General features: G+C 62.4%; 19 protein-coding genes. 16 read left to right on the top strand and 3 right to left on the bottom strand.

All coding sequences use genetic code 11. The annotated features are described in order from the left end of the window. Positions 1 to 9 precede the first annotated feature (9 nt). Both AC6I1V_RS00620 and AC6I1V_RS00615 read right to left on the bottom strand, forming a co-directional pair. Complete coding sequence (locus AC6I1V_RS00620) at positions 10 to 1,725, bottom strand: ASKHA domain-containing protein (protein ID WP_486854511.1); 1,716 nt, start codon at positions 1,723 to 1,725, stop codon at positions 10 to 12. After that, on the bottom strand, positions 1,718 to 2,881 hold the full coding sequence (locus AC6I1V_RS00615; RefSeq protein ID WP_337430809.1) for a tRNA nucleotidyltransferase/poly(A) polymerase-related protein: 1,164 nt from the start codon (positions 2,879 to 2,881) through the stop codon (positions 1,718 to 1,720). Before AC6I1V_RS00615 ends, AC6I1V_RS00620 begins: the two co-directional genes overlap by 8 nt. Between AC6I1V_RS00615 and AC6I1V_RS00610 the strand changes: the two genes are divergently transcribed. From AC6I1V_RS00610 to ispG, 4 genes are all read left to right on the top strand, one after another. Next, the gene (locus tag AC6I1V_RS00610) at positions 2,880 to 3,944 is read left to right on the top strand and encodes a biotin--[acetyl-CoA-carboxylase] ligase (protein ID WP_483971726.1); all 1,065 of its coding nucleotides are present in this window, start codon (positions 2,880 to 2,882) and stop codon (positions 3,942 to 3,944) included. The two genes, AC6I1V_RS00615 and AC6I1V_RS00610, sit on opposite strands and share 2 nt — an antisense overlap. Before the next feature lie 149 nt (positions 3,945 to 4,093). After that, the gene (locus AC6I1V_RS00605; protein WP_486854512.1) at positions 4,094 to 7,804 is read left to right on the top strand and encodes a pyruvate carboxylase; all 3,711 of its coding nucleotides are present in this window, start codon (positions 4,094 to 4,096) and stop codon (positions 7,802 to 7,804) included. 43 nt (positions 7,805 to 7,847) lie between these two features. After that, on the top strand, positions 7,848 to 11,417 hold the full coding sequence (locus AC6I1V_RS00600) for a PEP/pyruvate-binding domain-containing protein (RefSeq protein WP_486854513.1): 3,570 nt from the start codon (positions 7,848 to 7,850) through the stop codon (positions 11,415 to 11,417). A gap of 540 nt (positions 11,418 to 11,957) precedes the next feature. Continuing rightward, a complete protein-coding gene (ispG, locus tag AC6I1V_RS00595) occupies positions 11,958 to 13,037 on the top strand; it encodes a flavodoxin-dependent (E)-4-hydroxy-3-methylbut-2-enyl-diphosphate synthase (RefSeq protein WP_497736736.1) in 1,080 nt (359 codons plus the stop codon). 491 nt (positions 13,038 to 13,528) lie between these two features. Here the strand turns inward: ispG and AC6I1V_RS00590 are convergent, their stop codons facing one another. Continuing rightward, positions 13,529 to 13,873 carry a hypothetical protein gene (locus AC6I1V_RS00590; RefSeq protein WP_497736735.1) on the bottom strand — a complete coding sequence of 115 codons (345 nt, stop codon included), beginning with the start codon at positions 13,871 to 13,873 and terminating at the stop codon, positions 13,529 to 13,531. Positions 13,874 to 14,904: 1,031 nt separating this feature from the next. On the opposite strand from AC6I1V_RS00590, the gene tmcD reads away from it, so the two are divergent. The 12 genes from tmcD (at position 14,905) to AC6I1V_RS00530 (ending at position 26,398) form a co-directional block, all read left to right on the top strand. Then, positions 14,905 to 16,149, top strand: coding sequence for an electron transfer complex subunit TmcD (gene tmcD, locus AC6I1V_RS00585; protein WP_486854768.1), 1,245 nt, complete (start codon positions 14,905 to 14,907; stop codon positions 16,147 to 16,149). Between the two features lie 27 nt (positions 16,150 to 16,176). Further along, positions 16,177 to 16,836: a TmcC family electron transfer complex membrane anchor subunit gene (tmcC, locus tag AC6I1V_RS00580; protein WP_302552626.1), complete on the top strand. Its 660-nt coding sequence runs from the start codon at positions 16,177 to 16,179 to the stop codon at positions 16,834 to 16,836. Between the two features lie 15 nt (positions 16,837 to 16,851). Continuing rightward, positions 16,852 to 18,168, top strand: a complete 1,317-nt coding sequence (gene tmcB / locus AC6I1V_RS00575; protein WP_308771155.1) for an electron transfer complex ferredoxin TmcB — start codon at positions 16,852 to 16,854, stop codon at positions 18,166 to 18,168. A 101-nt stretch (positions 18,169 to 18,269) separates the two neighbouring features. Beyond that, a complete protein-coding gene (gene tmcA / locus AC6I1V_RS00570) occupies positions 18,270 to 18,638 on the top strand; it encodes an acidic tetraheme cytochrome c3 TmcA (protein ID WP_302552624.1) in 369 nt (122 codons plus the stop codon). A 9-nt stretch (positions 18,639 to 18,647) separates the two neighbouring features. Continuing rightward, positions 18,648 to 19,166, top strand: coding sequence for a hypothetical protein (locus AC6I1V_RS00565; protein ID WP_479858397.1), 519 nt, complete (start codon positions 18,648 to 18,650; stop codon positions 19,164 to 19,166). A 4-nt stretch (positions 19,167 to 19,170) separates the two neighbouring features. Then, positions 19,171 to 20,088 (top strand): universal stress protein, encoded by a 918-nt coding sequence (locus AC6I1V_RS00560; protein ID WP_486854767.1) that lies wholly within the window; start codon positions 19,171 to 19,173, stop codon positions 20,086 to 20,088. Between the two features lies 1 nt (position 20,089). After that, positions 20,090 to 20,497 (top strand): response regulator, encoded by a 408-nt coding sequence (locus AC6I1V_RS00555; RefSeq protein WP_302552621.1) that lies wholly within the window; start codon positions 20,090 to 20,092, stop codon positions 20,495 to 20,497. Between the two features lie 22 nt (positions 20,498 to 20,519). Further along, complete coding sequence (gene divK / locus AC6I1V_RS00550) at positions 20,520 to 20,909, top strand: DVU0259 family response regulator domain-containing protein (RefSeq protein ID WP_302552620.1); 390 nt, start codon at positions 20,520 to 20,522, stop codon at positions 20,907 to 20,909. Between the two features lie 51 nt (positions 20,910 to 20,960). After that, on the top strand, positions 20,961 to 22,823 hold the full coding sequence (locus AC6I1V_RS00545) for an ATP-binding protein (protein WP_486854998.1): 1,863 nt from the start codon (positions 20,961 to 20,963) through the stop codon (positions 22,821 to 22,823). 13 nt (positions 22,824 to 22,836) lie between these two features. Further along, on the top strand, positions 22,837 to 24,015 hold the full coding sequence (locus AC6I1V_RS00540; RefSeq protein WP_482331463.1) for a response regulator: 1,179 nt from the start codon (positions 22,837 to 22,839) through the stop codon (positions 24,013 to 24,015). Beyond that, entirely contained in the window at positions 24,012 to 25,925 is a 1,914-nt protein-coding gene (locus AC6I1V_RS00535; protein WP_497736734.1) for a hybrid sensor histidine kinase/response regulator, read from the top strand. The genes AC6I1V_RS00540 and AC6I1V_RS00535 overlap by 4 nt, the downstream gene beginning before the upstream one ends. Before the next feature lie 65 nt (positions 25,926 to 25,990). After that, a complete protein-coding gene (locus AC6I1V_RS00530) occupies positions 25,991 to 26,398 on the top strand; it encodes a cytochrome c3 family protein (RefSeq protein WP_302552616.1) in 408 nt (135 codons plus the stop codon). Positions 26,399 to 26,465: the final 67 nt, after the last annotated feature.

Here is a 26,465-nt window from a genome sequence, read left to right as displayed (position 1 = left end):
GGACGGCGCTTATCCGAAAACCATATGCCGCATGTACAGGGCCGTAAAATCGGGACGGGCCGCCAGATCCACAAGCATACACCCGGCACTCCAGCGGGCCAGCCTTTCCCGCAGCTCCGGGTGCGCCAACAGAAGCGCCGCCCCGCACAGGGAGGTGTTACCCTTCGCCGCCGTGCGCGCCTGCAAGCCCTGCGGCACAAAGCCCAGCCGTTCCAGTGCGGTTTCGGGCATATGTTCCCCAAGCGCACCGCCGAGGCATACCCGCGCGAGCGCCCTGCTCTCCAGCCCGGACGCCGCCAGCAGGCTTTCCAAGGCCAACGAAAACGCGGCCTTGACCTTGAGGATTTCCTCCACGTCGGCCCCGGCAAGCGCCATGCCGCCGGGCAGCGGCAGGCTCCAACCGGAAGCCCCCCGCTCGACCGTTCCGAGCAGGCGGGCGGCCAGAGGCGAAACCGGGGACGCCGCAAGGCGGCCTGTAGCGTCGAGGAAACCTGTCCGCAGCAAAATATCCAGCAACGACAGGTAGCCCGTGCCGCAAATCCGTTTCGGTTCCGTGTTGCCGATAACCACGGGAGACAGCCCGGACGGGCCGAGCCGGAACCCGGAGACGCTGCCCGCATCCGCCACGCCGCCGTAGCTGAGCCCGATGCCTTCAAGGGACGGCCCAAGCGGTACGCTGGCGATAAAGGCACGCCCCGCATCCACGGCAAGCACGAATTCTCCGTTCGTCCCCAAGTCCGCAAGCAAAAAGGGAAACTCCGGCGTTTCGCCGTACAGGAGCGCCGCCATGCCCGCGCTGATGTCCCCGCCCACAAACGGCGCCGGCTGCGGAGGAATCCATGCCGCAGGCAAACCGGGCAAATCCGCCGTGCGGCCTCCACGTTCCGTCAGCCGGTACGGGGCGGCGCACAATCCCGCCACATCTTTATTCAGGAGGATGGAGGTCATGGCGGTATTGCCCGCGATGCACAGTTCCGCCACCGGGACGCCCGCATCCGAAATGACGCGCCGCAGAAAACGGATCACGAGATGCCGCAGCCGTTCCCGCCCCTCTTGATCACGGGCGGCGGCAAGGCGCGACACCACATCGCTCCCCGCCCCCATCTGCGGGTTAAGGGCCTGACCGGACGCGGCCTCATGCCCCGTACCGTCGAGGAGCCGCCAATGGATGGATGTCGTCCCCAGATCCACGGCCAGCCGGAACGGGCCCGCATCCGGCCTTATGTCCATCCGTTTCCGTTTCTCGGACGGCGGAGGCGGCAACTCCACAGCCATACCCGCAGCGGGCGCATGGCGGCAGGCCAGCCGCCAGCCGCCGCGAACGGCCTCCGCACCGAGGACGGCGCTGTCCGCAGCGCACGGCTCAGGCGTCCTTTCAAGAAACCGCACCCGGCACGCCCCACAGCGTCCGAGCCCCGAACACAGCGCGGGAGGGGGCAGTTCGCCGGACAGCCAAATCGTCTGGGCAAGCGTCCGTCCCGCCTCCACGGGCAGGATGTGGGATACGCCGGACGAATCCATAACGCGCACGCCTTGAGCCGTTGACGAGATCGAGGCCAAGACACGCGCGGGGGAATCCACAGCACGCAAACCTTGAGCCGCGTGGAGGGAGTCCACGGCTACGGCGGCGTCTGAACCCGCGGCATGTATGCCGCCGCCAGCCGCCTCAGGCTTCCGCCCGTCCACATCCAAAGGCACGCCCGCCGTATCCGCGCCATCAGCCATCGGCATTCTCCCGTTTGCGCTTCGCCATATGTATGGCGAGGGCCTGACAACGCATCGCCCGGAGCCGTTTTCCCGACTCCTTGCCCCTGTCCCGCCATTCCGGGGGCAGAGAAATGCCGAGCAGCACCGCAAGGTCGTCGTTGACGGCAGGGCGCAGCGAACGCCCGCTGTCGGCTTCGGCCAGCTTCCAAAACGGCTCGTCCAGACCGGCATTGTGGATCTGCATCAACAGATCGCAGCGGGTTCCGGCCCGCAGCATATCATAAATCCCCGCCTTCATGTGCAGCTGCGACGACAACACGCCGGCAGCGGCGTAACGTGCGGGCAAGGCGAGGCGCTTGGCGACATGCTCGGCGGGTTCGGCCCCGCGCAGCTCGTGCCCGTAATGGTGCGGCAGCAAAGCCGGATCCGTGCCGATCTTGCCGAGATCATGGCACAAGGCCATCCATACGCACAGGGGATCGCCCGCCACCGCATCCATCACATCCATCAGATGCGCCATCACAGAACCCGAATGGTACGCCACGGGGCCCGCCGGAATATCCATCGAAGTTTCCAGCTCCCGGAACCACGGGGAAAGGCAGCCCCCTTCCGCCAGCACGGACAGCCAGCGCGACGGCTTCGGCGAGGCCAGCGCCTTCATGAACTCGCGCCCCACACGTTCGGCGGGAATACGCCCAAGCAGCCCCTCCCCCGCCACGGCGCGCATCTGCGCCACAGCCTCAGGGTGAACCGTGAACGACGGCAATTCGCAAGCCATGCGTGCCAGCCGGAACACCCGCACGGGCTCATCCCGGAAACTCGTCGGCGAAGCGGGCCGCAGGATGCCTTCCCGCAGATCCGAAAGCGCATCGGGATGCCCGAAAAGGTTGCCGTCCCGATCCTCGGCCAGCGCGTTGATGGTCAGATCGCGGCGGCGCATGTCGTCTTCCAGCGTCCCCTCAATCGGCATAAATTCCTGACCGTGCAGCAAAAAAACCGAAACGCTCTTCCCGACCTTGCGGGCATCGGGATTCCGCTGTAGAAACGTGGCTTCATCCGCGTCAAACGCGAAATCATATTCCCGCGGCGTCCGCCCCAACAGGCGGTCCCGAACGGCCCCACCCACCAGATAGACCGGTATCCGGCCCGTTTCCGGCCAATTTTCGATTGCCATGACACACGACTCCACTTTTCGTCTCAACGGCACGGTGCGGCTTCTGCACGAAGGCGCCCTCTCCGAACGCCCTCCGCACGACCGCATCGCCGATCCGTTTCCGGCTGATCACGCGGCAAGCTCCGCCCTCTGGAGCGGGCTTCCCGAAGCGGCATTCACCGCGCCGGGCACAAGCACGGCCTGCCCGTATCTCGAACAATTCTTCACTGCGCCGGTTTCGCGGACGGAAAACGAGCCCGAAACGGCCAGCGTACCGGCGCCAGTGTATCTGTGCGGCCCCGCCACTTCAAGTATGGATGTCGCCCGGGCCCTCGCCGCATACGGGCAGCTTCCCGTCTGGGGGAGCGTGCTCGCCCTGAGCCAGCGCAGCGGCCGGGGGCAGCTCGGACGGAACTGGGTCTCGCCCGAAGGCAACGTCTACGCGGCGCTCCGCCTGCCGCAGCGCCACCCGTTCACGGGCACGGCCGCGGCCCCCGCCGTGGGCGGGCTCATCGCGGAAGCGCTGACCCACATGGGTTTCGACGTCCATATGAAATGGCCCAACGACTTGCTGCGGCGCGAGGAACAAGAGGAAGGCCCCGGCTGGTGCAAGGTCGGCGGCATCCTTCTGGAGGAACGCCCCCTGCCCCGGCATGGGGAAACGCCCGCCGAAAATATGCTGGTCGCCGGGATCGGCCTGAACCTCGTATCCTCCCCCCCTGCCTCCCTCATGCGGGCGCAGCGCGCCGTTCCGGCCGGGCTTCTCTCTTCCGCAACAAAATCCGGCGTCTCCCCCCTTTCCGTTACAGGACTGTGGATGCGACTTGTGAGCCGTATCTTTTTCTGTTATGTCGAAGAGATTGACGCCAAGGGGAAAAACGCGTGGCGTTCACTTGCTGAACGTCACCTCGCCTTCCTTGGGCAAACGGTCCTTCTGACGGACGGCCCAGACGATCAAGAACGCCACACGGGCATTCTTGAAGGGCTGGACGATTTCGGCGGGCTGCGCCTGCGAAATCGCAAGGGAACAACCAGTTTTCTTTCCGGGAGCCTTCGGTTGGATCGCCCTCCCATGCAGCCGTGACGCGAAGCGCCATGCGCGGCGCCGGGAACGGCCTCCCGCAGCGATGCGGAGGCGGATCACAGGTGTCCCCGATGCCGTTTCGGGGTGCTTCCTGAACAGGACCGGCTCTTGCCGGGTCTAAACATTTCTTTATTGAAAAGGTTGAAAGCATGGCCGCCAAGACGTTTGAACAGGTACTGGACGAAGTTCGGGGCAAGCCCATACTCGTAGCCAACCGGGGCATTCCGGCACGTCGAATCTGCCGGGCCATCCGTGAACGCTTCGCCGCAGTTCCCGTAATGACCGCCACCGACATCGACAAGGCCGCGCCGGCCGCTTCGTCCGCGCAGGAACTGCTCCTGCTCGGTTCCGATCCCCGCGCGTACCTTGACCTCGATCTCATCATCGCCAAGGCGAAGCAGCGCGGTATCATCGCCATCCATCCCGGCTGGGGCTTTGCGTCGGAAGACGAGCGTTTCCCCCAGAAATGCGAAGAGGCGGGCATCACCTTCATCGGCTCCAAAGCCGACTCCATGAACCTGCTCGGCAACAAGGTGCAGGTCCGCAAGATCGCCAAGCGGCTCGGCATCCCCGTGGTGCCCGGCTCGGAAGGCGCGGTCGACGTGCCCGCCGCACGCAAGGTCGTCGACGAAATCACCCTCCCCATCATGCTGAAGGCGGAGGGCGGCGGAGGCGGGCGCGGCATTTTCCTTGTTCGTGAGAAAAGCGAACTGGAAGATGCCTTTTTTAAGGCCTCCGCCATGGCGCAGGCCTCTTTCGGCAACCCTCACCTGTATGTGGAAAAGTACCTCGAACAGGTCCGCCACATCGAAATCCAGGTCATCGCCGACCAGCACGGCAATGTGTTCGCCTTTGACGAACGCGACTGCTCCGTGCAGCGCAACCACCAGAAGCTCGTGGAAATCACCCCGTCCCCGTGGGCGGGCATTACCCCCGAACTGCGCGAACGCCTCAAGGAATACTCCCGCATGCTGGTTCGCGAGGTGGGCTATTTCTCCCTCGCCACGGTGGAATTCCTCGTCACCCCGCAGGGCGAGCCCTACCTCATTGAGGTGAACACCCGCCTTCAGGTGGAGCACGGCATTACCGAAAGCCGTTACGGCGTCGACCTTGTCGAAGAGCAGATCGCCGTGGCCTTCGGCGCGAAGCTGCGCCTGACCGAAGAAAACACCAAACCGTCCCACTTTGCCATGCAGGTCCGCATCAACTGCGAAGACCCGCAGAACAACTTTGCCCCGAACTCCGGCCTGATCACCCGCTACGTGTCGCCCGGCGGCCCCGGCGTGCGCATCGACTCCAACCTTTCCGCCGGGTACGAGTTCCCCCCGAACTACGACTCCGCCGGTTCGCTCCTCATCGCCTACGGGAGCGACTGGCAGAAGGTGCTCGGCATCATGGACCGCGCCCTGACCGAATACATGGTCGGCGGCGTAAAGACCACGATCCCCTTCTACCGTCAGGTCCTCAAGCACCCGGCTTTCCGCGCGGGCATGTTCGATACGGGCTTCATCCCGTCCGCGCCCGAACTCATGATATACGCCGACCTCGCGCCGGAAAGCGAACGCCTCGCCAAGCTCATCGCGGAAATCTCCGCCAAGGGCTACAACCCCTTCGTCCAGCTCGGCGAATACCGTTCCCACACCACGCCTCGCCTGCCGCGCCAGGATGTGGTGCTCCCGTCCATCCCCTCCAAGGTACGCAAAGAGCCCTCCCCCTATCCGCACGGCGACCGCGTTGCCCTGCTCGACTACGTCCGCGACAGCGGCTGCATCCACTTTACGGACACGACCACCCGCGACAGCACGCAGTCCAACAGCGGCAACCGATTCCGCCTTGCCGAAGACCGCCTCGTGGGGCCGTATCTGGACAACTGCGGCTTTTTCTCCATTGAGAACGGCGGCGGCGCGCACTTCCACGTCGCCATGATGGCGAACATGACCTACCCCTTCACCGAAGCGAAGGAATGGAACAAGTTCGCCCCCAAAACCCTCAAGCAGATTCTGATCCGCTCGACCAACGTGCTCGGCTACAGCCCGCAGCCCAAGAACCTCATGCGGCTGACCGGAGAAATGATCTGCGACAATTACCAGATCATCCGCTGCTTCGACTTCCTGAACCACATCGACAATATGCGCCCCTTCGCCGAAGTCGCGCTGAGCCGCAGGGATGTGGTCTTTGAGCCCGCCATCTCGATGTCGTGGGCCGAGGGCTTCACTGTGGATCACTACCTCGGCGTAGCTGAGAACGTCCTCGGCGTGTGCGGCGACGTGGCCGGCATGGGCGAAAAGGAAGTCTCCCGCCATATCATCCTTGGCCTCAAGGACATGGCCGGCGTGTGCCCGCCCCGCTTCATGACCGAAGTGGTCACGGCCCTGCGCAAACGGTGGCCCGATCTGGTGCTGCACTACCACCGCCACATGACGGACGGCCTTTTCGTGCCCTCCGTGGGCGCGGCGGCCAAGGCCGGCGTCCAGATCGTGGATACGAACCTCGGCGCGTGCGTTCGCAGCTACGGGCAGGGCGACACCCTCGCCACCGCCGCCTACATGGAAGGCGAACTGGGCCTCAAGACCGCCATGAACAAGGATATGGTCCGCGACGCCAATTTCGTGCTCAAGCAGGTCATCCCTTACTACGACCGTTATTGCGCCCCGTACTTCCAGGGCATCGACAACGACGTGACCGAGCACGCCATGCCCGGCGGCGCGACCTCCTCGTCGCAGGAAGGCGCGCTCAAGCAGGGCTACATCCACCTGCTGCCCTACATGCTCAAGTTCCTTGCCGGAACCCGCAAGATCGTCCGTTACCATGACGTGACGCCCGGCTCCCAGATTACATGGAACACCGCCTTCCTCGCCGTGACCGGCGCATACAAGCGCGGCGGCGAAGAAGAGGTCAAATACCTGCTCGGCGTGCTTGAGCGCGTCAACGGCGTGTCCGATGAAGCCGAACTCAGCGAAGGCACCCGTGCGGCCCGCCTCGCCCTCTATCAGGATTGCAACGATGCGTTCCGCAACCTCCTTTTGGGCAAATTCGGCAAGCTGCCTCTGGGCTTCCCGCCGGATTGGGTGTATGAGAGCGCATTCGGCAATGCGTGGAAGCAGGCCATTGCCGACCGGACTACGCATTCGCCGCTGGAAAAGCTCACCGACATGGACATTGAGGCCGAGCGCAAGGCGTTCCGCGACATCATCAAGCGCGAGCCCACGGAAGAGGAAATGGTCATGTACCTGAACCATCCCGGCGACGCCGTGAAGACGGTTCAGTTCCGTGCCAAGTACGGCGATCCCAACCGGCTGCCGCTGCCCGTCTGGTTTGAGGGCTGCTCCGTGGGCGAGGAAATCAACTTTGTGGATACGTCCGGCAAACCGCACCAGTTCCTGCTGGTGAGCATGTCCCCGGTCAACGATGCCGGCGAATCCATGGTTCGTTTCGTGCTTGACTCGGAAATCTTCAGCCAGCTCGTCAAGGTCGCCCCGCCCAAGAACGGCGGAGCCGGGGGCGTGGTGATGGCCGATCCTGCGGACAAGTATCAGGTCGGCGCGCCGAGCAACGGCGACCTCTGGGTGATGTACGTCCATCCCGGCGACATCGTCGAAGAGGGCGAAGAACTGTTCAACGTGTCCATCATGAAGCAGGAAAAAGCCGTTCTGGCCCCTGTGGCCGGCATCGTCAAGCGTGTGCTCAAGACCGCCGACTACAAGGAAACCAGAAAGATGGAAACCGTTCGCGAAGGCGAGCTCATTGTGGAGCTCGGGCCGGTTCCGCGCATCTGCACCAACGAGGCGTGCAGCCGCCCGCTGCCCATGAATGACATCGAGTTCTGTCCCTACTGCGGGGAACGGCTCAGCCGGATCTAAGGGACATTAACCGATACGAAGAGAGAGCCTGGAGGCAATTCTCATGACGAAAACCCCTTCCGCAACCAAAAACCGACAAGACGAGGTTCCGGTGGAAGATCTCCTCAAGCGCCTGGTTCTGACCGGCGCGGATATCGTGCGCATCGGCGAGGACGCCGAGCTGCTGGTGGGTGGCAAAAACTACAACACGGCGCTGATCAGCCGCGTTGAAGGCGTTCGCATTCCTCAGTTCCGCGCCATTTCGTCCGTGGCGTTCCACATCGTGCTCGACGAATGCAAGGTGTGCGCGGCGCTGATCCGTTCCATGGTCGACGAAGCCTACAGCCGCATCGACTGGACTTCTCCCGAAGTCACCAAGGATCACGAGTTCCTGCCCAAATTCGTGCGTTCCGTCGCCGCCGAGATCCGCAAGGCTTCCGAAGCCGACCCGGAACTGCCGCGTATCCGCCTGCGCACGTTCGTCAACAACGTGGTTGACGGCTTCGCCTCCTCGCAGGAAGGCATCGACCAGCTCCGCAAACGCTCCGTCATGGTGCAGGCCGCCATCCTGTCCTGCCCCCTGCCCGAACGCGTGGACAAGGCCGTCCGTTCCGCCTACCGCGACATCTGCGCCGAAGCGCAGGAGGGCGACGTGCCCGTGGCCGTGCGTTCCTCCGCCGCCGGCGAGGACTCCCGCAAGAAAGCCTTCGCGGGCCTTCAGGATACCTTCCTGAACATGGTCGGCGACGACGCCGTGGCCACCGCCTACCTGTGGGACTGCGCCTCGGCCTACAACCTGCGCTCCATGATTTACCGCCGTGAAGCCATCCTCGATGCGCTGACCCAGTCCGAAACCACGGGTCAGGAAGAGCTCGCGGCGCAGGCGAAAAAGGAATGGTCCATTGAGAACACGTCCCTTTCCGTGTGCATCATGCGCATGATCAACCCGGTGGTGTCCGGTACGGCGTTCAGCGCCGACACCGCCACGGGCTGCCGCGGGACCGTCCGCAAGGATCTCGTGAGCATCGACACCAGCTATGGCCTCGGTGAGGCCGTGGTGGGCGGACGTGTGACGCCCGACAAGCTGTATGTCTACCAGAAGGACGACGGCAGCGAAGTCGTGATCCGCTTCATGGGCAGCAAAACCATGAAGATCGTCTATGACGAAAACGGCGGCACCAAGGAAGTGCCCGTCCCGGAACGTGAGTGCATGCTCTGGGCCCTGACCCCCACGCAGGCCGAACAGGTCGCCAAGGGCGTGCGCGCCGTGAGCAAGGCCTACGACGGCATGATCATGGACACCGAGTTCTGCATCGACTCCAAGGGCATGCTGTGGTTCGTGCAGGCGCGTCCCGAAACCCGCTGGAACGAAGAGCTGGCCCTGCATCCCCACACCATCTTCATGCGCCGCCGCGAAGTGGAGCCCAAGGCCGCCGCTGCCGCCGAAGTCTTGCTGACCGGCAACGGGGCCTCCCGCGGCGCCGGGCAGGGCAAGGTCCGCTTCCTCCGCTCCGCGCTGGAACTGAACCGCGTGGGCAAGGGCGAAATCCTCGCCGCCGAACGCACCGACCCCGACATGGTTCCCGGCATGCGCGTGGCCTCCGCCATCCTTGCCGACGTGGGCGGCGACACCAGCCACGCGGCCATCACCTCCCGCGAACTCGGCATCGCTGCGGTCATCGGCATCCAGAACCCCACGGCCCTTCAGGCTCTGGACGGCCTGGACGTCACCGTGGACGGCACCCGTGGGCGCGTGTACCGCGGCCTGCTCCCGCTGCATGAAGTCGGCGGCGAAATGGACGTGGAAGCCCTGCCCAAGACGAAAACCCACGTCGGGCTCGTGCTCGCGGACATCGGGCAGGCCCTGTTCCTGTCCCGCCTCCGCAACGTGCCGGACTTTGAAGTGGGCCTGCTGCGCGCCGAATTCATGCTCGGCAACGTGGGCGTGCACCCCGCCGCGCTGGAAGCCTTCGACAACGGCGATCTGGAACGCCTCGTCCAGAAGAAGATCGGCGAACTGGACTCCAAGCTGCGCAAGACCATCCGCGAACAGCTCGATGCGGGCCTCGTGTCGCTGGATCTCCGCCTCCGCGAACACGTCGGCAACATCACCGGCTTCGCGGAAGAGCTGGAAAAGCTCGGCAAAAAGGATGACCTCCGCAACCCCGACGAGATCATGGCCGTATATCGGCGTATGCGTGAAGTCGAAAAGCTGCTGGACGAATACACCGAACGCGCCGCGCGCTTCTACACGACGCTGGAAACGTCCGCGGATCTGGCCGAACACGTCCGCATCATCATGGGCTACGAAACCGAACTGCTGGCCCTCTCCGGCGATTCCCCCGAAGTGAAGGCGCGCCGCGCCGCCATCGAAAAGGAAATCAGCAATCAGGTCAGCTACGCCGCGCTCAACCCGGCGGTACAGGAAACCATGCGCCAGATCGCCGCGCTGCGTGAAGATGTGGGTGCCCGCTGCGGCCTCGCCAAGGAAATCGCCGCGCTGCGTTCCATCCCCGGCGAAATCGGCACGCTCATCCGCGCCCGCGGCCACAAGAACGGCCACGACCACTACGTACAGACCCTGTCCCAAGGCTTGGCCCTGTTTGCGATGGCCTTCTACGGCAAGCCCATCGTGTACCGCACCACCGACTTTAAGACCAACGAGTACCGCAACCTGCTCGGCGGCAACCTCTTTGAGGATCACGAAGACAACCCGATGCTCGGCTATCGCGGCGTATCCCGCGACATCCACGACTGGGAAATCGAGTCCTTCAAGCTGGCCCGCTCGGCTTACGGCGCGCAAAACCTCCAGCTCATGCTGCCCTTCGTGCGCACGCTGGAACAGGCCCGCGCCATGCGCGGCTACCTCGACACCGTGCACAATCTGCGCAGCGGCGAGGACGGCCTCAAAATCATCCTCATGTCCGAACTGCCTTCCAACGCCATTCTGGCGCGGCAGTTCATCCAGGAGTTCGACGGCTTCTCCATCGGCTCCAACGACATGACCCAGATGGTGCTGGCCACCGACCGCGACAACAGCTCGCTCTCGCACATCTACGACGAGGAAGACCCCGCCGTGGTCTGGGCGATTCTGGTAACCATCTTCTCCGGGCAGAAGTTCGGCAAGAAGGTCGGCTTCTGCGGCCAAGGCGTGGCAAACAGCGAAGTGCTGCGCGGCCTCGTGGCCATCAGCGGCATCACCTCCGCCTCCGTCGTGCCCGATACCTACTACCGCACGAAGCGGGACTTCGCCGCCGTCGAAGCCCTGAACATCCCGGCTTCCGGCCTCGGCAAGTGGCTTGGCGAACAGCATCAGGCCAAGCTGGTCAAGCTGCTTGAAGCCGCCGGAAAGGCCGATGTCGCCAAGCTCGCCTCCGATCCGGCCAAGATCCGTGCGTGGTACGATGCGGAAACCGCCCGTCTGCACGGCGAACTCCGCGACAGCCTCGGCGGAAGCCGCGAAAATGCCGCCCGCAAGGCGCTCAAGGCCTTCCGCGCCACGTTCCACAAGCCGGTCATCTATGCCGCATGGAACTGGGACGAGACCGTCGAGGACGCCCTGCATCAGGCCGGTTTCGCCACCTTTGAAGAACAGGCCGCGGCTCTGGTGGAACAGCGCAAGAAGCTGGCATAACATGAATACGCGCAGGGCGCAGCCCTGCACCTGCTGAGGCGCTGCCTCAGGCTCCGCCGGGCTGCCGCCCGGACCTGCCCGGGGGGAGAGCCTCCCCCCGGACCCCGGCAGTTTCGGAAAAACGACCGTCGGGGGATGTTCCTCAGACGGATCATCCCCCGACGTTTTCTGTTTGGATGGCATTGCTATGGCTGTGCCATAGGAAACGGTTGATGTTTTATTCCTTGAAGCTCCAAAGAAATAACCAATAAAGGGCCTTAGCCTTGGATCCCGCCAAGGGGAAAGCTGAAAAAAAGGCCGTATTTTCACCGCACTGCAAAAAAGAAACAACCACATACTATGACAGAGCCGCTGCTGGCAACAACACCAAACTAGTTTATCATTATCCAATAGCCCACTCTCTTGATATTCCCCTCCGGCTGGAACGAACTCCTTTCGCGCAGCCTCCCCACCAGTCAACATTTTTGCGGGTGGGGGTCTGGGGGAGGGAGCTTTTTATAAAAAGCTCCCTCCCCCAGATTCCTCCCCAAAGGACAGCATATGGAACTCCCCCGCAAACAGACACGGCAACTGAAGCTCGGCCCCGTCCGCATCGGCGGCGGTGCACCCATCGTCGTCCAGAGCATGACAAATACCGACACGCGGGACGTGGAGGTCACCCTCAGCCAAATCAAACGCCTGCACAACGCGGGCTGCGAAATCGTGCGCGTCGCGGTACCCGATGAAACAGCGGCCAAGGCCCTGCGCGCCATCCATGACGCCAGCCCCATCCCGGTCATTGCGGACATCCACTTTGATTACCGGCTGGCCCTCACCGCACTGGAGGCGGGGCTGGAAGGCTTGCGCATCAACCCCGGCAACATCGGCGAACGCAAAAACGTCGAAATGGTGGTCGATGCCGCCAAAGCGCGGGGCGCGGTGATCCGCGTGGGCGTCAACAGCGGCTCTGTGGAAAAGCGGCTGCTGGATCAGTACGGGGGCCCTACCCCACAGGCAATGGTCGAAAGCGCACTTGGGCATGTGCACATCCTTGAGGAGCACGGCTTTTACGATACGAAAATTTCCATCAAATCGTCTTCGGTTCTCAATACCATTGAATGTTACCGCCTATTATCAGAACGCTGCGATTACCCGCTGCACCTTGGCGTCACCGAGGCGGGCGGCGTGCTGCGCGGAGCCATCAAATCCTCGGTCGGCATGGGCATCCTCCTCAGCGAAGGCATAGGCGACACCCTGCGCGTCTCTTTGACGGCCGCCCCGGAAGAAGAAATGACCGTTGCGTGGGAACTGCTCCGTGCCCTCGGCTTGCGCCGGCGTGGGCCGGAAATCATCTCCTGCCCTACCTGCGGGCGCACGGAAATCGATCTCATCGGCCTCGCTCAGGAAGTGGAGCGCCGCCTGAGCACGGAAACCGCGCCCATCAAGGTCGCGGTCATGGGCTGTGTGGTGAACGGCCCCGGTGAGGCGCGGGAGGCCGATCTCGGCATGGCGGGAGGCCGCGACAAAGGCATCATCTTCCGTAAAGGCGAAGTCATCCGCTCCGTGCGCGGGCAGGAAGCCCTGCTTGCCGCATTCATGGAAGAACTGGATAAACTGCTCGCCGAGCGGCAAGGCTTATAGCCGCCCGGTGACGACAAAAGGGAGGTTTGACGCCTCCCTTTTGTTGCTCTTTCCAGCATCTGGGCTGTGGCAGGAAGCGCTTTTTCCTGTGTTGTCCGATCAGGAAACGCCGCCCGCTGCCTGCCGTTTTCCCGTTCAGCGGCTTAAAGAGGAGGCTCTGCCTGTTTCTCCACCGTACCGGGCGCAAAAGGCGCTCGTCGGCACTCCCTAGGTCGTGTCGTTATTTTATATAACTATTTTGAATTATTGAAATAATCTTTTTTATGAAGCTGTGTCATAGAAAACGGTTGATGCTTTATTTCCTTGAAGTTCCAAAGAAATAACCAATAAAATCCCCCAATCACAGAGCCCACCAGCGGAAAATTTTAAGAAAAAGCATATATTTTCAGTGTATTGCCGAAACAAAACAACCATGTACTATGACAGAGCCTTTTATGACTTGAAAAAGAGTTAAAGAGTTTCAATAGACTATATCTAATCGACGACACGCCCTAAAGGATCGCGTGACTCGATACCGCGGCAACAATGACCATGCCATGCACGGCGCGAGTCAATGCCCCCGACAGGCCGGAACTGACGATGCCCGCCTCGATTATCCCGACGATGGCGATGCCGATCTGCGTGCCGTACAGTCTCCCGGCGCCTCCGAATACGCTGGTTCCGCCAATGAATACGGCGGCGAACACCAGCAGCATGTACCCGTCTCCCTGTATGGGCCACCACGCCCCCATTTCCATACAAACGGATCCATGATTTTCCAGCAGCAGCGCAACCAGTAAAACGAGAGGCCGGATCAATCCCACAGCTATAGGAGGCCCTTTTTCCTCGGTGAGCACGGTACAAATCCCTTTTTCTCATGCGGCATTCCGCAAAAACCCGGCCCCGCCGGATCCCTTTTTCAAAGGCTATTGGAACCGGGCACGTTGCGGGTGAATGGCCTTCCTCCGTAAATCCCAAGGTTCCGCCACAGCAACCGCTTGATATTGCATCTCTTGATGTTCCAAGCAGATAACCGACAAAATGCTTCAGCTATGGAGCCAGCAGACGGAAAAACTGAAGAAAAAGACTGTATTTCCACCACGCTGTGGCGATACACCAATTACATTCGATAGCAGAGGCCCCCAAAACACGCCATCAGGTCTGCCGTTGCCCCGCCTGCCCGCTTGGAGCCCGCCCTGTGCAGGACGAGAGGGGCCAAACATTGGCGGGACTATGGCAACCGCCCGTTGAACTTTCAACCGGCCCTACCCCGCCCCTTCCCCACGAGTTTACCCAAAGGGGAACGCCCTTCCTTGCCGGACATCAAAACCATCCGTTTCCGACCAAGCCATTTCTTAGAAATCGTTCTTAATAAAAAGGATTCAGTATCCGCCGCAAAAGACTGCTCTCTTTTTATGGAACAAGAATACGTTTTCCGGACAAAAACTTTTTTTGATTTTTCCTCACGCTAGGAGGTTCCTTGAGGCAACTTTGTGTTTTCAAAAACATTTTCCTTCATTTCTTTTGGATACAATTTTTTTGACCCTTTTTTCGTGTTGCTGTTCCGTAACCTCAATCCTGTCTTTTCACAAAATATCCGCCGTTTCGGGGCTTGATTACCCTAAAAAAAACAAGTGTCCTTTCAAGCTATTATCCTTGCTTTTGGTATGGGAAACAAGAAGAGGCGATAGCCTGTACGCCCCTAATACGGCATCATTCCCCTCTTTCACGGTTTTTCCTTAAGGCCGGAAAAACCGGGCTGTTCCTTTTAGGACAATGCCCGGCATGGGAATGGGGTAATGCCCGTTCCAGACGGAACGGCTTTACAGAACGTGATTTCGCGGTATGCTTCTTCCCAAAAGTAGCTTCACACCCAGTGGGGGACTGTATGGAAGATCAGAAACGGTATGATTGGGAACCTTCTGTCAGAAAGATCGGGGAAACGGCGATGCTGCCCGAAACGGCATGGCAGGAGGAATGGCAGGTTTCTCCGGACTGCGAATCGTTCGCGGCGGTTTCTGCCCTCGAAGACGGCACTTTTACCGTACGCTTGAACGATGCGTTGTGGGAAACGCGCACCGACAAGATGTATAACTGCCAGTTCGCCCCCGACGGGCGGCTGACGGCCCTGTCCCAGAGCGACGGCGAGTGGGCCATTGTGGTCGACGACGCGGAAAGCGAAGAACACGCCGACTATCTGTGGGGAACCCGGTTCAACCACTCCGGGGCCATCGCCGTGCCCATGCAGACCGGTATGGAATACGGCATGCTGGTCAACGGCACGCCGTGGGAACGGCTCTACACCGCCGCCACCGATTTCGTCCTTTCGGAAACCGGAAAAACCGCCGCAATCGTCCAGACCGCCGGGCTCGGACAGGCCGATCTGGAAGGCTTCAGCAAGGGCATCTATACGGTTGCCGTCGACGGCGAGGTATGGGAAGAGTGCTACCTGAACGCGTGGTCGCCCTGTTTTGACCGGGAAGGCCACCGCGTCGCCAGCACCGTGCGCGTCACGCCGTACGAATATACCATTTCCATCAACGGCCAGCGCTGGAGCGAAACCTACCCCTGCGCGTGGGAACCCGTTTTTGAGCCCAAGTCCGGCGACGTCATCGCGCCCATCCGCAAGGAAGGCAAGTGGGGGCTCGCCCGCAACGGCTCCCTCTTCTGGAAGCCCGTGTTCGCACAGTGCTGGTCGCCTCAGGCCGCCGCCGTCGACGGCGAGCACATCTGGGCCATCGCCGCGCCCTCCTACGGCGCCTTCACCGTAGCCTGCAACGCCGCCCCGTGGAGCTGCCGCTTCCCGTCCGTCACGGATCTCGTCCTGTCCTCGGACGGCAAGCACGCCGCCGCCCTCGGCAGCCAGAACAACAGCCGCTTCCAGATCGCCGTGGACGGCAAGGTGTGGGACGGGGCCTTCGATATGGCGTGGCCCGTCGTGTTCTCGCCCGCCGGGGATCGCGCCGCAGCCAAAGTCCGCCGCAATGGGAAGTTTGCCCTGTACGTCGACGGCAGTGCCGTGATCGAAAACCTCGACGGCGTGTGGAACCCCACGTTCAGCCCGGACGGTACCGTCCTGCTGTTCTGTTCCCTCAAGGACGGCGTGTTCTCCCGCCACACCGTGCGGCTCTAGGCATCCAACTGCAACAAGGAACCCATCATGAATGCCCTGTACAATTTTGCGGTAGGCCCGCTGGCATGGATCGCCTTCACGGTGTGCATCGGCGGGATGATCTGGCGGCTGTGGTCGCTCGGACGCCTCGCCCGCCAGCGCGACGCCTCGGCCCTCGCCTACATGAACTGGAAAGACTCGCTGACGTCGATCATCCGCTGGACGCTGCCCTTCTCCACCTGCGGCTGGCGCGAGAACCCGCTGCTGACCGTGGCGAACTTCGTGCTGCACATCGGCATCCTGCTCGCCGTGCTGTTCTACTCGGCCCACAACGTCATGTGGGACTACAATTTCGGTTTTTCCCTTCCTTCCCTGCCCGACGGCTTCATGGACGCCGTCACCCTAGCTACCATTCTGGCCTGCCTGATCCTCGGCTGGCGTCGGCTGGCAGTCCCGGCGTCGAGCTATGTGACCCGGCAGGCCGATTGGTTCTCCCTGCTGCTCGTCACCGGCGTCATGGTGACCGGCTTTGCCTCCGCGCATGGGTTCGGAAGCGAAAGCTTCATGGCTCTGCTCCACGTACTGTTCGGCGAGGCGATCCTTGTCTGCCTGCCCTTTACGCGCCTGAGCCACGCCATTCTGATTCCCTTCACCCGCGCCTACATGGGTTCCGAATCCATCGGCGTCCGTCGTACCTGCGACTGGTAATTTTGGAGGCACACGATGGGTATTGAAAAACGCTTGATCGAAGACGCCAACCTGACGCGCGGCATGCAGCTCGCCACGCCGGAGCGCATCACCAAAGTGATCCGCGATGTCCTGAAGGGCGAGGTGGGCGCGCGAGTCAAGGTATACGAACAGACCTGCATGCGCTGCGGCGCCTGCGCCAAGGCCTGCCACTTCAGCCTTTCCCACCCGGACGACGCGTCCTATACGCCCGTCGCCAAGCTCGACAAGACCATCTTCAAGATGGTCCGCGAGAGCGGGAAGCTCAACGCCGAACAGATGCGGGGCATCGCGCAGATCGCGTTCACCGAATGCAACATGTGCCGCCGCTGCATCCATTACTGTCCCGTGGGCGTGGACATCGCCTACCTGATGAGCCTCGTGCGGCGCATCTGCAACAAGCTCGGCATCACCCCGACCTTCATTCAGGACACCGCCAACAGCCATTCCGCCACGTTCAACCAGATGTGGGTGCGCGAGGACGAATGGATCGACAGCCTCATCTGGCAGGAAGAGGAAGCCCGCGAGGAATTCCCCGGCATCCGCATCCCGCTCGATAAGGAAGGCGCCGACTTCATGTACTCGGTCATCGCGCCCGAACCGAAGTTCCGCACGCAGCTCATCTATCAGGCCGCCGCGATCTTCCATCAGGCGGGCTGCGACTGGACGATGCCCTCCCGCCCCGGCTGGGACAACAGCGACATGTGCATGTTCACGGGCGACTACGAAATGATGGGCCGCATCAAGCGCGCCCACTTCGAGCTGGCCCAAAAGCTGCGCGTCAAGCGCATCGTCATGGGCGAATGCGGGCATGCCTTCCGCTCCGTGTACGATCAGGGCAACCGCTGGATCGGCTGGAAGGATTCCCCGGTCCCGGTGGTCCATGCCATCGAGTTCTATTGGGAACTCATCAACGAAGGCAAGATCAGGATCACGCATCAGTTCGAGGATCCGGTCACCATCCATGACCCCTGCAACACCGTCCGCGGCCGCGGCCTTGCCGACAAGCTGCGCGACGTGGTGCACTTCCTCTGCGCCAATGTGGTCGAAATGACGCCCAACCGCGAGCACAACTTCTGCTGCAGCGCGGGCGGCGGGATCATCAACTGCGGCCCGCCCTTCAAGAGCGTGCGCATGGAAGGCAACCGGGTGAAGGCCGATCAGCTCCGCAATACAGGAGTCCATACCGTGGTCGCCCCCTGCCACAACTGCCACGGCGGGCTGGAAGACATCATCAAGCATTACAAGCTCGGCATGCACACCAAGTTCATCGGCGACCTCATCTATGAACTGATGGAAAAGCCCGAAGTATAGTCAGCCCGCGGGGACAGCCTTCCCGGAAACGGGAGGGCTCCCCGCAGCGCCCCGCACACCGCTTTTGGAGGCGCCGCCTCCGTGAATCACTGGAGTGAACTATGCCCCTGCACGCCCTTGCCCGTGCCGGCCTCGCCGTCACGCTGCTGCTTGGCCTCGTCGGGACGGCCCATGCGCTGACCCTGAAATCCGAAGAGTTCAAGACCCACCGCCGCCCCGCCGTCACCTTCGATCACGACAACCATAACGAGCGCGCCAAAATCGAAGACTGTATCGTCTGCCACCACGGCGGCGAGAACGGCGTCATCGACCCAGAACTGGGCTCGGAAGATCAGCCCTGTTCCGAATGCCACAAGGCCAGCATGCCCAGCGGGCGCACGCCGCTCATGCGTGCCTACCACAAGAACTGCATCGAATGCCACAAGGCCCAGAACAAGGGGCCGACCACTTGCGGCGCCTGCCACAAGTAGGGCCGGCTCATGGACGCCATCCGGCTGCATGCTGACGGGACGCTTTCGTCCGAAGCCCCATTCGCGGGGCTTCTCCGGATGAGGCTCGAACTCGACGGGGACGTTACGCTGCGCTCGTTTTTCCGGCTGCTCAAACGGAATCCGCTGGCGCGGGAACTGGTTCCCGGCCTCGGCGATGCCCTCGTCGAAGCCGAAGCCTGCCCCGCCTCCGGCTGCCGCTATCCCGGCCTTGAAGCCCTGCGCCTCGGCAAGCGCGTGGAGTTGACGGGATTTCCCGGCACGCCCCGCGTGGAAGTCTACCTTGCCGTCGAGGGGGTCGGCGACGGATTGCCGGAACTGCGTTTTTTCCGCCTGCGGGACATGCTGGACGCCCCATTGAAAATGGGGACGGCCCGGCATGTCCTGCTCGGCGAAACCGCGGCCGTGTTGGATGCGGCAACCAGCTTTACAGTCTTTGATCTGTTGGAAGGCATAGGCTGGGAACTGGGGTTCCAAGGCGGCTCACTCACCTGTAATCTCAAGGAGTAGCGAGATGTTGTTCAAAAACATCCTGTTTGCGAGTTCGGGAACGGCCGGCAGCGACAACGCCGCGAAACTGGCTTTTGGGTTGGCGGAAAAACAGCAGGCGGAACTGACGCTCTACCATTGCTGCGGCGTCCCCTCACGGGGGTTCGCCACCAACGTCACCGATACCCGCAGCGGCAGCCTCGAACAGCCGGATGAGGCGTATCAGGAAATGGTGCGCGAAGAGCTCAATACGGCCTATGCCTATCAGATCGAAGCCTGTACCCGCCCCTTCCGCATGGAGTTGAGCGTGGGTATGCCCTCCACCGAAATTTTGCGCTACGCCCGCCAGATCAAGCCCGATCTCATCGTCATGGGCGCAAGCAGCGCCGCCAGCGATCCCAATGCCGCCCGCATGCGCTCCATCGTGGGGAACACGGTGCGCGCCGTGGCGAAAAAAGCCCCCTGCCCGGTGCTCATCGTCAACCGCCCCTGCACCACCTGCTGGCACCTGTTCTCGAACATCGTCTTCTGTACCGACTTCAGCGAAGCCGCCAGCCATGCGTTCCGCTTCGCCCTGAATACGGCCCGCCAACTGAACGCCAAACTGTACATCACGCACGCCGTCGACATCACGTCCATACAGGGCATGACGATGGATCAATCCGAAATCGAGCGCCATGCCGCGAAGATGCGTGGGAAGATCGACAAGCTGTACCTGTCCAGGCTCGACGGCTTCGCCAACGTCGAGGTCATTGTGCGCGAAGGCATCCCCTATGTCGAAATCCTCAAGGCCGCCCGTGAGAATGAGGCCGATCTCATCGTCATGGCCCACCATTCCTCGGATCTGCCCGATGACGACGCGGACATCGGCTCCACGGTGGAACAGGTTGTCCTGCGTTCCGCCTGTCCCGTCGCCAGCGTGACCCGGCCAGAGGCCCGGTGACATGGGCGGAAGGCGTGCCCTCGTCATTGATGACGAAGTCCATTTCCGGTATTTTCTTAGAGTGCTCCTCGAAAAGGCCGGGTTCACCGTAAAGATGGCCCGCAACGGGATTGAGGCGCTGGACGTGCTCCGCTTATGGAGGCCGGACGTCATCACGCTGGACGTCATGATGCCCGAACAGAGCGGCCTGGCCTTTTACGGGGCCGTCTCCAGCGACGAGGACTGGAAGCGGATTCCCGTGGTCATGCTGTCCGCCGTGCCGATCCCCGTCCGGGAACATGCCTTCGCCACGCTCGGCCTAGCGCAGGGCCCGCTTCCCGCTCCCGCGGCCTGCCTTGAAAAACCGTGTACGCCGGAAGCCCTGCTTGAGGTCGTCAACCGGCTCGTTCCCGAACCAACCACAGCCTGATCCGAACGCAAGGAGAAGCCCCATGCCCAAGAAAATCCTGACCATCGACGACGACCCGTACATCGTCAAGTACATCACCGAAGTCCTCTCCGACAACGGCTACGCGACCTGTTCCGCGTCCAGCGTCGAGGAAGCGCTTTCCGTCCTCGAAGCGGAAAAGCCCGATCTCGTCACGCTGGACATGGAAATGCCCGACGAGTGGGGCCCCCGCTTCTACCGCAAGATGACCATGAATCCCGCATTCCGGGATATGCCCGTCATCGTGATCAGCGGCCTTCAGGGTATCCACCTCGCCATCCGCAACGCCGTGGCCACACTCCAGAAGCCCTTTGATCCCGAAGAGCTGATCTCCATCGTCAACCGGGTGCTCGAATCCAAAGATGCCGCCCGCAAGGCCATGGATGGGGAATAACCGTTTCCGTTCCGGCGGTTCCCCGCGAACCGCCGGAAACCGGGGTTGACGATGCATAGCCGATTCGGAGCCTACCGCCTCATGGCCAAGACCATCACCATGACGGCGCTGTTGTTCCTCGCCGGGGTGGGGGCCGTCCTGTGGCTGATGCCCCATGAATGGCTCCGGGTTGCCCTGCCCGCCGTTACCCTGCTCCTCTGCGCCGTCTCGGTGGCCCTTTATTGGTATGAAGTGCGCCTGCCCATCGGCCGCATGATCGCCAGCATGCAGGCCATGCGCGAAGGGCAGGCCGTCACCCTCGACGACGCCCGCCGCGACGACGAATTCGGCCAGCTCGCGCGGGCCATCGTTGAATTCAGCATCCGCAATCAGCACCACCTCGAAGAAATGCGCCGCCGGAAGGACGACTTCCAGCGGCTCTTCGACATGGTCCCCTGCGGCATTTCCGTGCAGGATCGCGAATACCGCCTCCTGCGCTGGAACCGCAGCTTCGCCGTCCGGTACGATCCGCAGCCGGGCAGCACCTGCTACGAGGTCTATAAAGGCCGCACTGCGCCCTGCCCCGAATGTTCGGTACAGCGCACATGGGAAGAGGGGGCCGTCCTGTGCAATCAGGAAAGCCGCGTCAACCCCGATGGGACGCGGGACTACTGGTTCGTGCAGACCGTGCCCCTGTTCGACAAGGACGGCAACGTGTCCTCGGTTATGGAAATGAGCATCGACATGACGCTCATCCATACCCTCCAGCACCAACTGCAGGCGTCCGAGCGCACCCACAAGGCCATTTTCGACAGCATCCCCAATGCCGTCTTCCTGCTGGACGCCGCCGGGCTCACCATCCTCGACTGCAATCCCGCTTCCGTCAAAATGTACGGGCGCCAGCGCGAGAACGAGCTGACCGGGCGCAGCATCCTCGATCTGTTCCTGCCCGAAGAGCGCGAGCAGTACGCTTCCCAACTGCGGGCCTTCACCGTCTTTTCCGGCGTGACGAACATCAAGGCCGACGGTACCCCCCTGCGCGTGGACATCCGTTCCGCCTCGGCCATGATCGAAAACCGCCGCGTCCGCATCCTCTGCGCCACCGACGTCACCGAACGCATCGAGATGGAACAGAAATTCATTCAGGCCGGAAAGATGGCGACGCTCGGAGAAATGGCGACCGGGGTGGCCCATGAACTGAACCAGCCGCTCACCGTCATCAAGGGCGCGGCAAGCTATTTTCTGCGCAAGACCCGCCGCAGCGAACCCATCGCGCCGGAAACGCTCTCCGAGCTGTCCGTGGAAATCAGCGGGCAGGTCGACCGCGCCAGCGACATCATCAACCACATGCGCGCCTTCGGCCGCAAATCCGATCTTACGCTGCTGGATACGGACATCAACGGCGTCGTGGGGCAGGCCTGCGAGCTGTTCGGCCGCCAGCTCGTGGTGCACGGCATCACGCTGGAAACCTCGCTCGCCCCGGCCCTGCCGCCCATCCTCGCCATCCCCAACCGCCTGGAGCAGGTGATCGTCAACCTCATCCTCAACGCCCGGGACGCCGTGGAGGAACGGGTCAAAAACACGCCCGAACCGCCCGCCGTCATCGGCGTTTCCACGGCTATGGACGGCAACACGGTGCTGCTGTCCGTCTGGGATACCGGGACAGGCATTCCCGCACATCTGTTGAACAAAATTTTCGAGCCGTTCTTCACCACCAAGCCAGTCGGCAAGGGGACCGGCCTCGGCCTTTCCATCATTTACGGGCTGGTCAAGGATTTCGGCGGTTCCATCTCCGCCCGGAACCGCGGCGAAGGCGGGGCGCTCTTTGAAATCCGTTTCCCCATTACCCGGCGCGGGGAGCCCGCCTCAAGCGCGCCCACCGATGGGGACAGGGCCGGGGGCGTTTCCGCCCCACAACCGGAACAGCTTTCTTGACGCAAGGATATGTATGGACGCTCCCATTCACGTTTTGCTCGTCGATGACGAACCCGGCATCCGCCATGTCCTTGGGGCCCTGATCAAGGATTTCGGCTATGACGCCCACACCGCCGAGAGCGCCCGCGAAGCGCTGGAAGCGTTCGCCGCCCACCCTTTCCCCATCGTGGTCACCGACATCCGCATGCCGGGCATGGACGGGCTGGCCCTGCTCGAACGGGTACGGAAGCAGGCTCCCGACACGCAGGTGATCATGATCACCGGGCACGGCGACATGGATAACGCCGTCGAATGCCTGCGCCTCGGCGCGGCGGACTTCATCGCCAAACCCGTCAACGAAGATCTGCTGGAACATGCGCTGAAACGCGCCGCCGAACAATACTCCCTGCGCGAACAGATCCGCCGCCACACCGAACATCTGGAGGAGCTCGCCGCCTCGCGCACGCGGGAACTGCTGGAAGCCCACCGGGTCGCCGTCGTGGGCGAAACCGTGGCCTGCATGGCCCACACCATCAAAAACCTCGCGGCGGCGCTCGAAGGGAGCCTCTTCGTCCTCAAACAGGGGATGGAATCCGGGAACCGGGAATACCTCGACGACGGCTGGGCCATGTTGGAGGAGGACATTTCGCGGGTGCGCGACAAGCTCCTGCACCTGCTGCGTATCGGGCAGCAGACGGAACTGCGTGAATGCCCGGTGGACCCGGTGCAGCCCGTGCGCCATGTGGCCAAGCGCTTGGAAGGCAGGGCCGCCAGTCTGGGCATAGCGATCCAGCTTCAGGATGCCGCCGGTTCAGGCCCCATCGCTCTGGACGCCGAACGCCTTGAAGGCTGCCTGTTCAATCTGGTGGGCAACGCGCTGGAGGCATTCCCCGCGCCGGGGCTGCGCGCCCGCCCCGCCGAAGTCCGGGTCGGGATCGCCCGCACGCCCGACGCCCTCATCTACGATGTCCGGGATAACGGCACGGGGCTGAGCGCGGAAGCCGCCGAACGTCTCCGGGACGGTTTGTTTACGACCAAAAAAGATGGTACAGGGTTTGGACTGCTCGGAACGCGCAAGGCGCTTTTGGAAATGGGCGGGCGGCTCCTGTGGGAGAACCTGCCCGACGGCGGGGCGCTGTTCCGCATCGTGCTGCCGCTGCGCAGGGGACGCCCCACTGACGCCGAGGCGCATCACTTCAGGGAGGGCTCATGAAAGAAACCATTCTCCTCGTCGACGACGAACAGGGCATCCGTACCGTCATGGGTCTTTCGCTCCGCGACGCCGGGTATAACGTCATCACTGTGGCCTCAGGGGAGGAGGCGCTGCAACTTTTTGCGGAACGGCCCATCCCCATCGTAATCACCGACATCAGGATGCCCGGCATGAACGGGCTGGAGCTCCTGAAGCACATCAAAATCCTCGCGCCGGAAACCGAAGTCATCCTCATATCAGGACATGCGGATCTGGAAATGGCGATTCAAGGGCTCAAGCTGGAAGCGTCCGACTTCATCACCAAGCCCATCGACGACGATCTGCTGCATATTTCCCTGAAGCGCGCCCTTGAGCGCATCGGCATGCGCAACAAGCTCAAGGAATATACGTCGAACCTCGAAAAGATGATCAACGAGAAGTCCGCGCAGCTCGTGGAGGCGGAGCGCCAGCTCGCCGCCCGGCAGGTCGTGGACGGCTTCGCCTTCGGGCTGCACACCCTCGGCTCGTCCATGAGCGGGGAACAGCAGGCCTTCAACGAGCTGCCCTGCTTCATCGCCATGCACGACCGATTTATGGAAATCCTCGCCGTCAACGATCTCTACCGCGAACGCCTCGGCAACCTCGTGGGGCATCCGAGCTGGGAACCCTATGTCCTGCACAGCAACGAGGCCATGTTCCCCGTGGAGCGGGCCATTGTGGAGGGCCGCGGCGCGCGCAGCGAGCAGATCCTGCGCGACAAGAACGGCAAGGAAATCCCCGTGCTGGTGCATACGGCGCCGATCCTCAATAATGAAGGCGAAGTGGAACTCGTGCTCGAACTGAGCGTGGACGAGCAGGAAAGCCGCCGCCTGCGCGAGGAGCTGCGCGTCACCCGCGAACGCTTCCGCCAGTTGTTTGAGGAAAGCCCCTGCTACGTCTCCGTGGTGAGCCGCGATTTGCAGGTGCTTGAAGCCAACCGCGCCTTCCGCCACACCTTCGGCATGCAGAGCGGCAAGCGCTGTTACGAGCTGTTCGCCGGTTCGTCCGTTCCCTGCGACGAGTGCCCGGTGCAGCGCTCCTTTCAGGACGGCAAGCCCTGCCATACGGAAAAGGTGGTCATCGACCACGAAGGCCGCCCGGTCAACGTGCTCGTCTGGACCGCGCCTTTGCGCGACACATCGGGCAACATCACCGAATGCATCGAAATGGCCACGGACATCACGGAACTGCGCCAACTGCAGGATCGGCTGGCCTCCCTCGGCCTGCTCATGGGCTCCACCGCCCACGGCATCAAGGGCATGCTCACCGCGCTGGACGGCAGCGTCTACCGCCTCGGCTCCGGCATCGACAAGGGCGACGAGGCCCGAACCCGCGATTCCCTCAAGGACATGCGCCAGCTTGTGGCCCGCCTGCGCAAAATGGTGCTCGACATCCTCTATTTCGCCAAGGAACGCAAGCTCGACTGGAACATTCTGGTCGCGGAGGAGTTCATGCGTTCCGTTGTTTCCACAGTTTCGGACAAGGCCGCCGAAGCGGGCGTCGCCATGACGCTGGAGGCCGACGGCGATCCCGGCACCTTCGAGGCCGACGCCTCCGCCCTCAGCGCCGCGCTGGTCAACCTGCTTGAAAACGCCGTGGACGCCTGCCGCACCGACGGTTCCAAAAAGGAACACTCCGTGCGTGTCAGCGTCAAGGGGCTTCCCGACGCCGTGGAAATACACATCGAAGACAACGGCATCGGCATGACCGAGGAAACCCGTGCCAAGCTGTTCACCCTGTTCTTCTCCTCAAAGGGCAAGGGCGGTACGGGCATCGGCCTGTATGTCGCCCGCCAAGTGGTCATGCAGCACGGCGGCAGGATTGAAGTGGCCTCCGCCAAGGGCGAAGGCAGCACCTTCACCGTCACCATGCCGCGCATTCTGGCGAAGTAACCCGTGTTCCCAAACGGACGCGCCGGATAAAAGCCGGATCGTCTGAAACCCCATTGGAGGATACCGTGAAAAGACTCATTCTCTGTGCGCTGGCCGCCGCCGGCCTCTGCATCCCGGCCTTGGCTGCCGATCCCACGCCCGAACAGAAGGCGCAGATCGAAAAGCCCATAACCATGAACAATTCGGGCAACGAGAAGAAACAGGTTGTCTTCACCCACAGCGCCCACGCCAAGACGGACTGCGCATTCTGTCACCATAAGGCCGCGGACGGCAACATCTATGTCGGCTGTGCCGTCAAGGGCTGCCACGACAGCATGGACAAAAAGGACAAGAGCGAGCACGGCTATTACTTCATGATCCACAACAAGAAGTCCGAAAAGTCCTGTATGGGCTGCCATCAGAAGGCCGTGGCGGAAAACCCCGCGCTGAAGGAAAAGTTCAAGGGCTGTAACCCGTGCCATGCGAAAAAGTAGCGGCATAAGAGGGGAAGGATAGGAGAAATCCATAGTGGCGGAGGAAGGGCACCCTTCCGATGGAGGG

The organism is Bilophila sp. T19-St14, from assembly GCF_059728385.1.
Note: the sequence above shows the minus strand (reverse complement) of the source record. Positions and strands in the feature narration are given on the sequence as shown.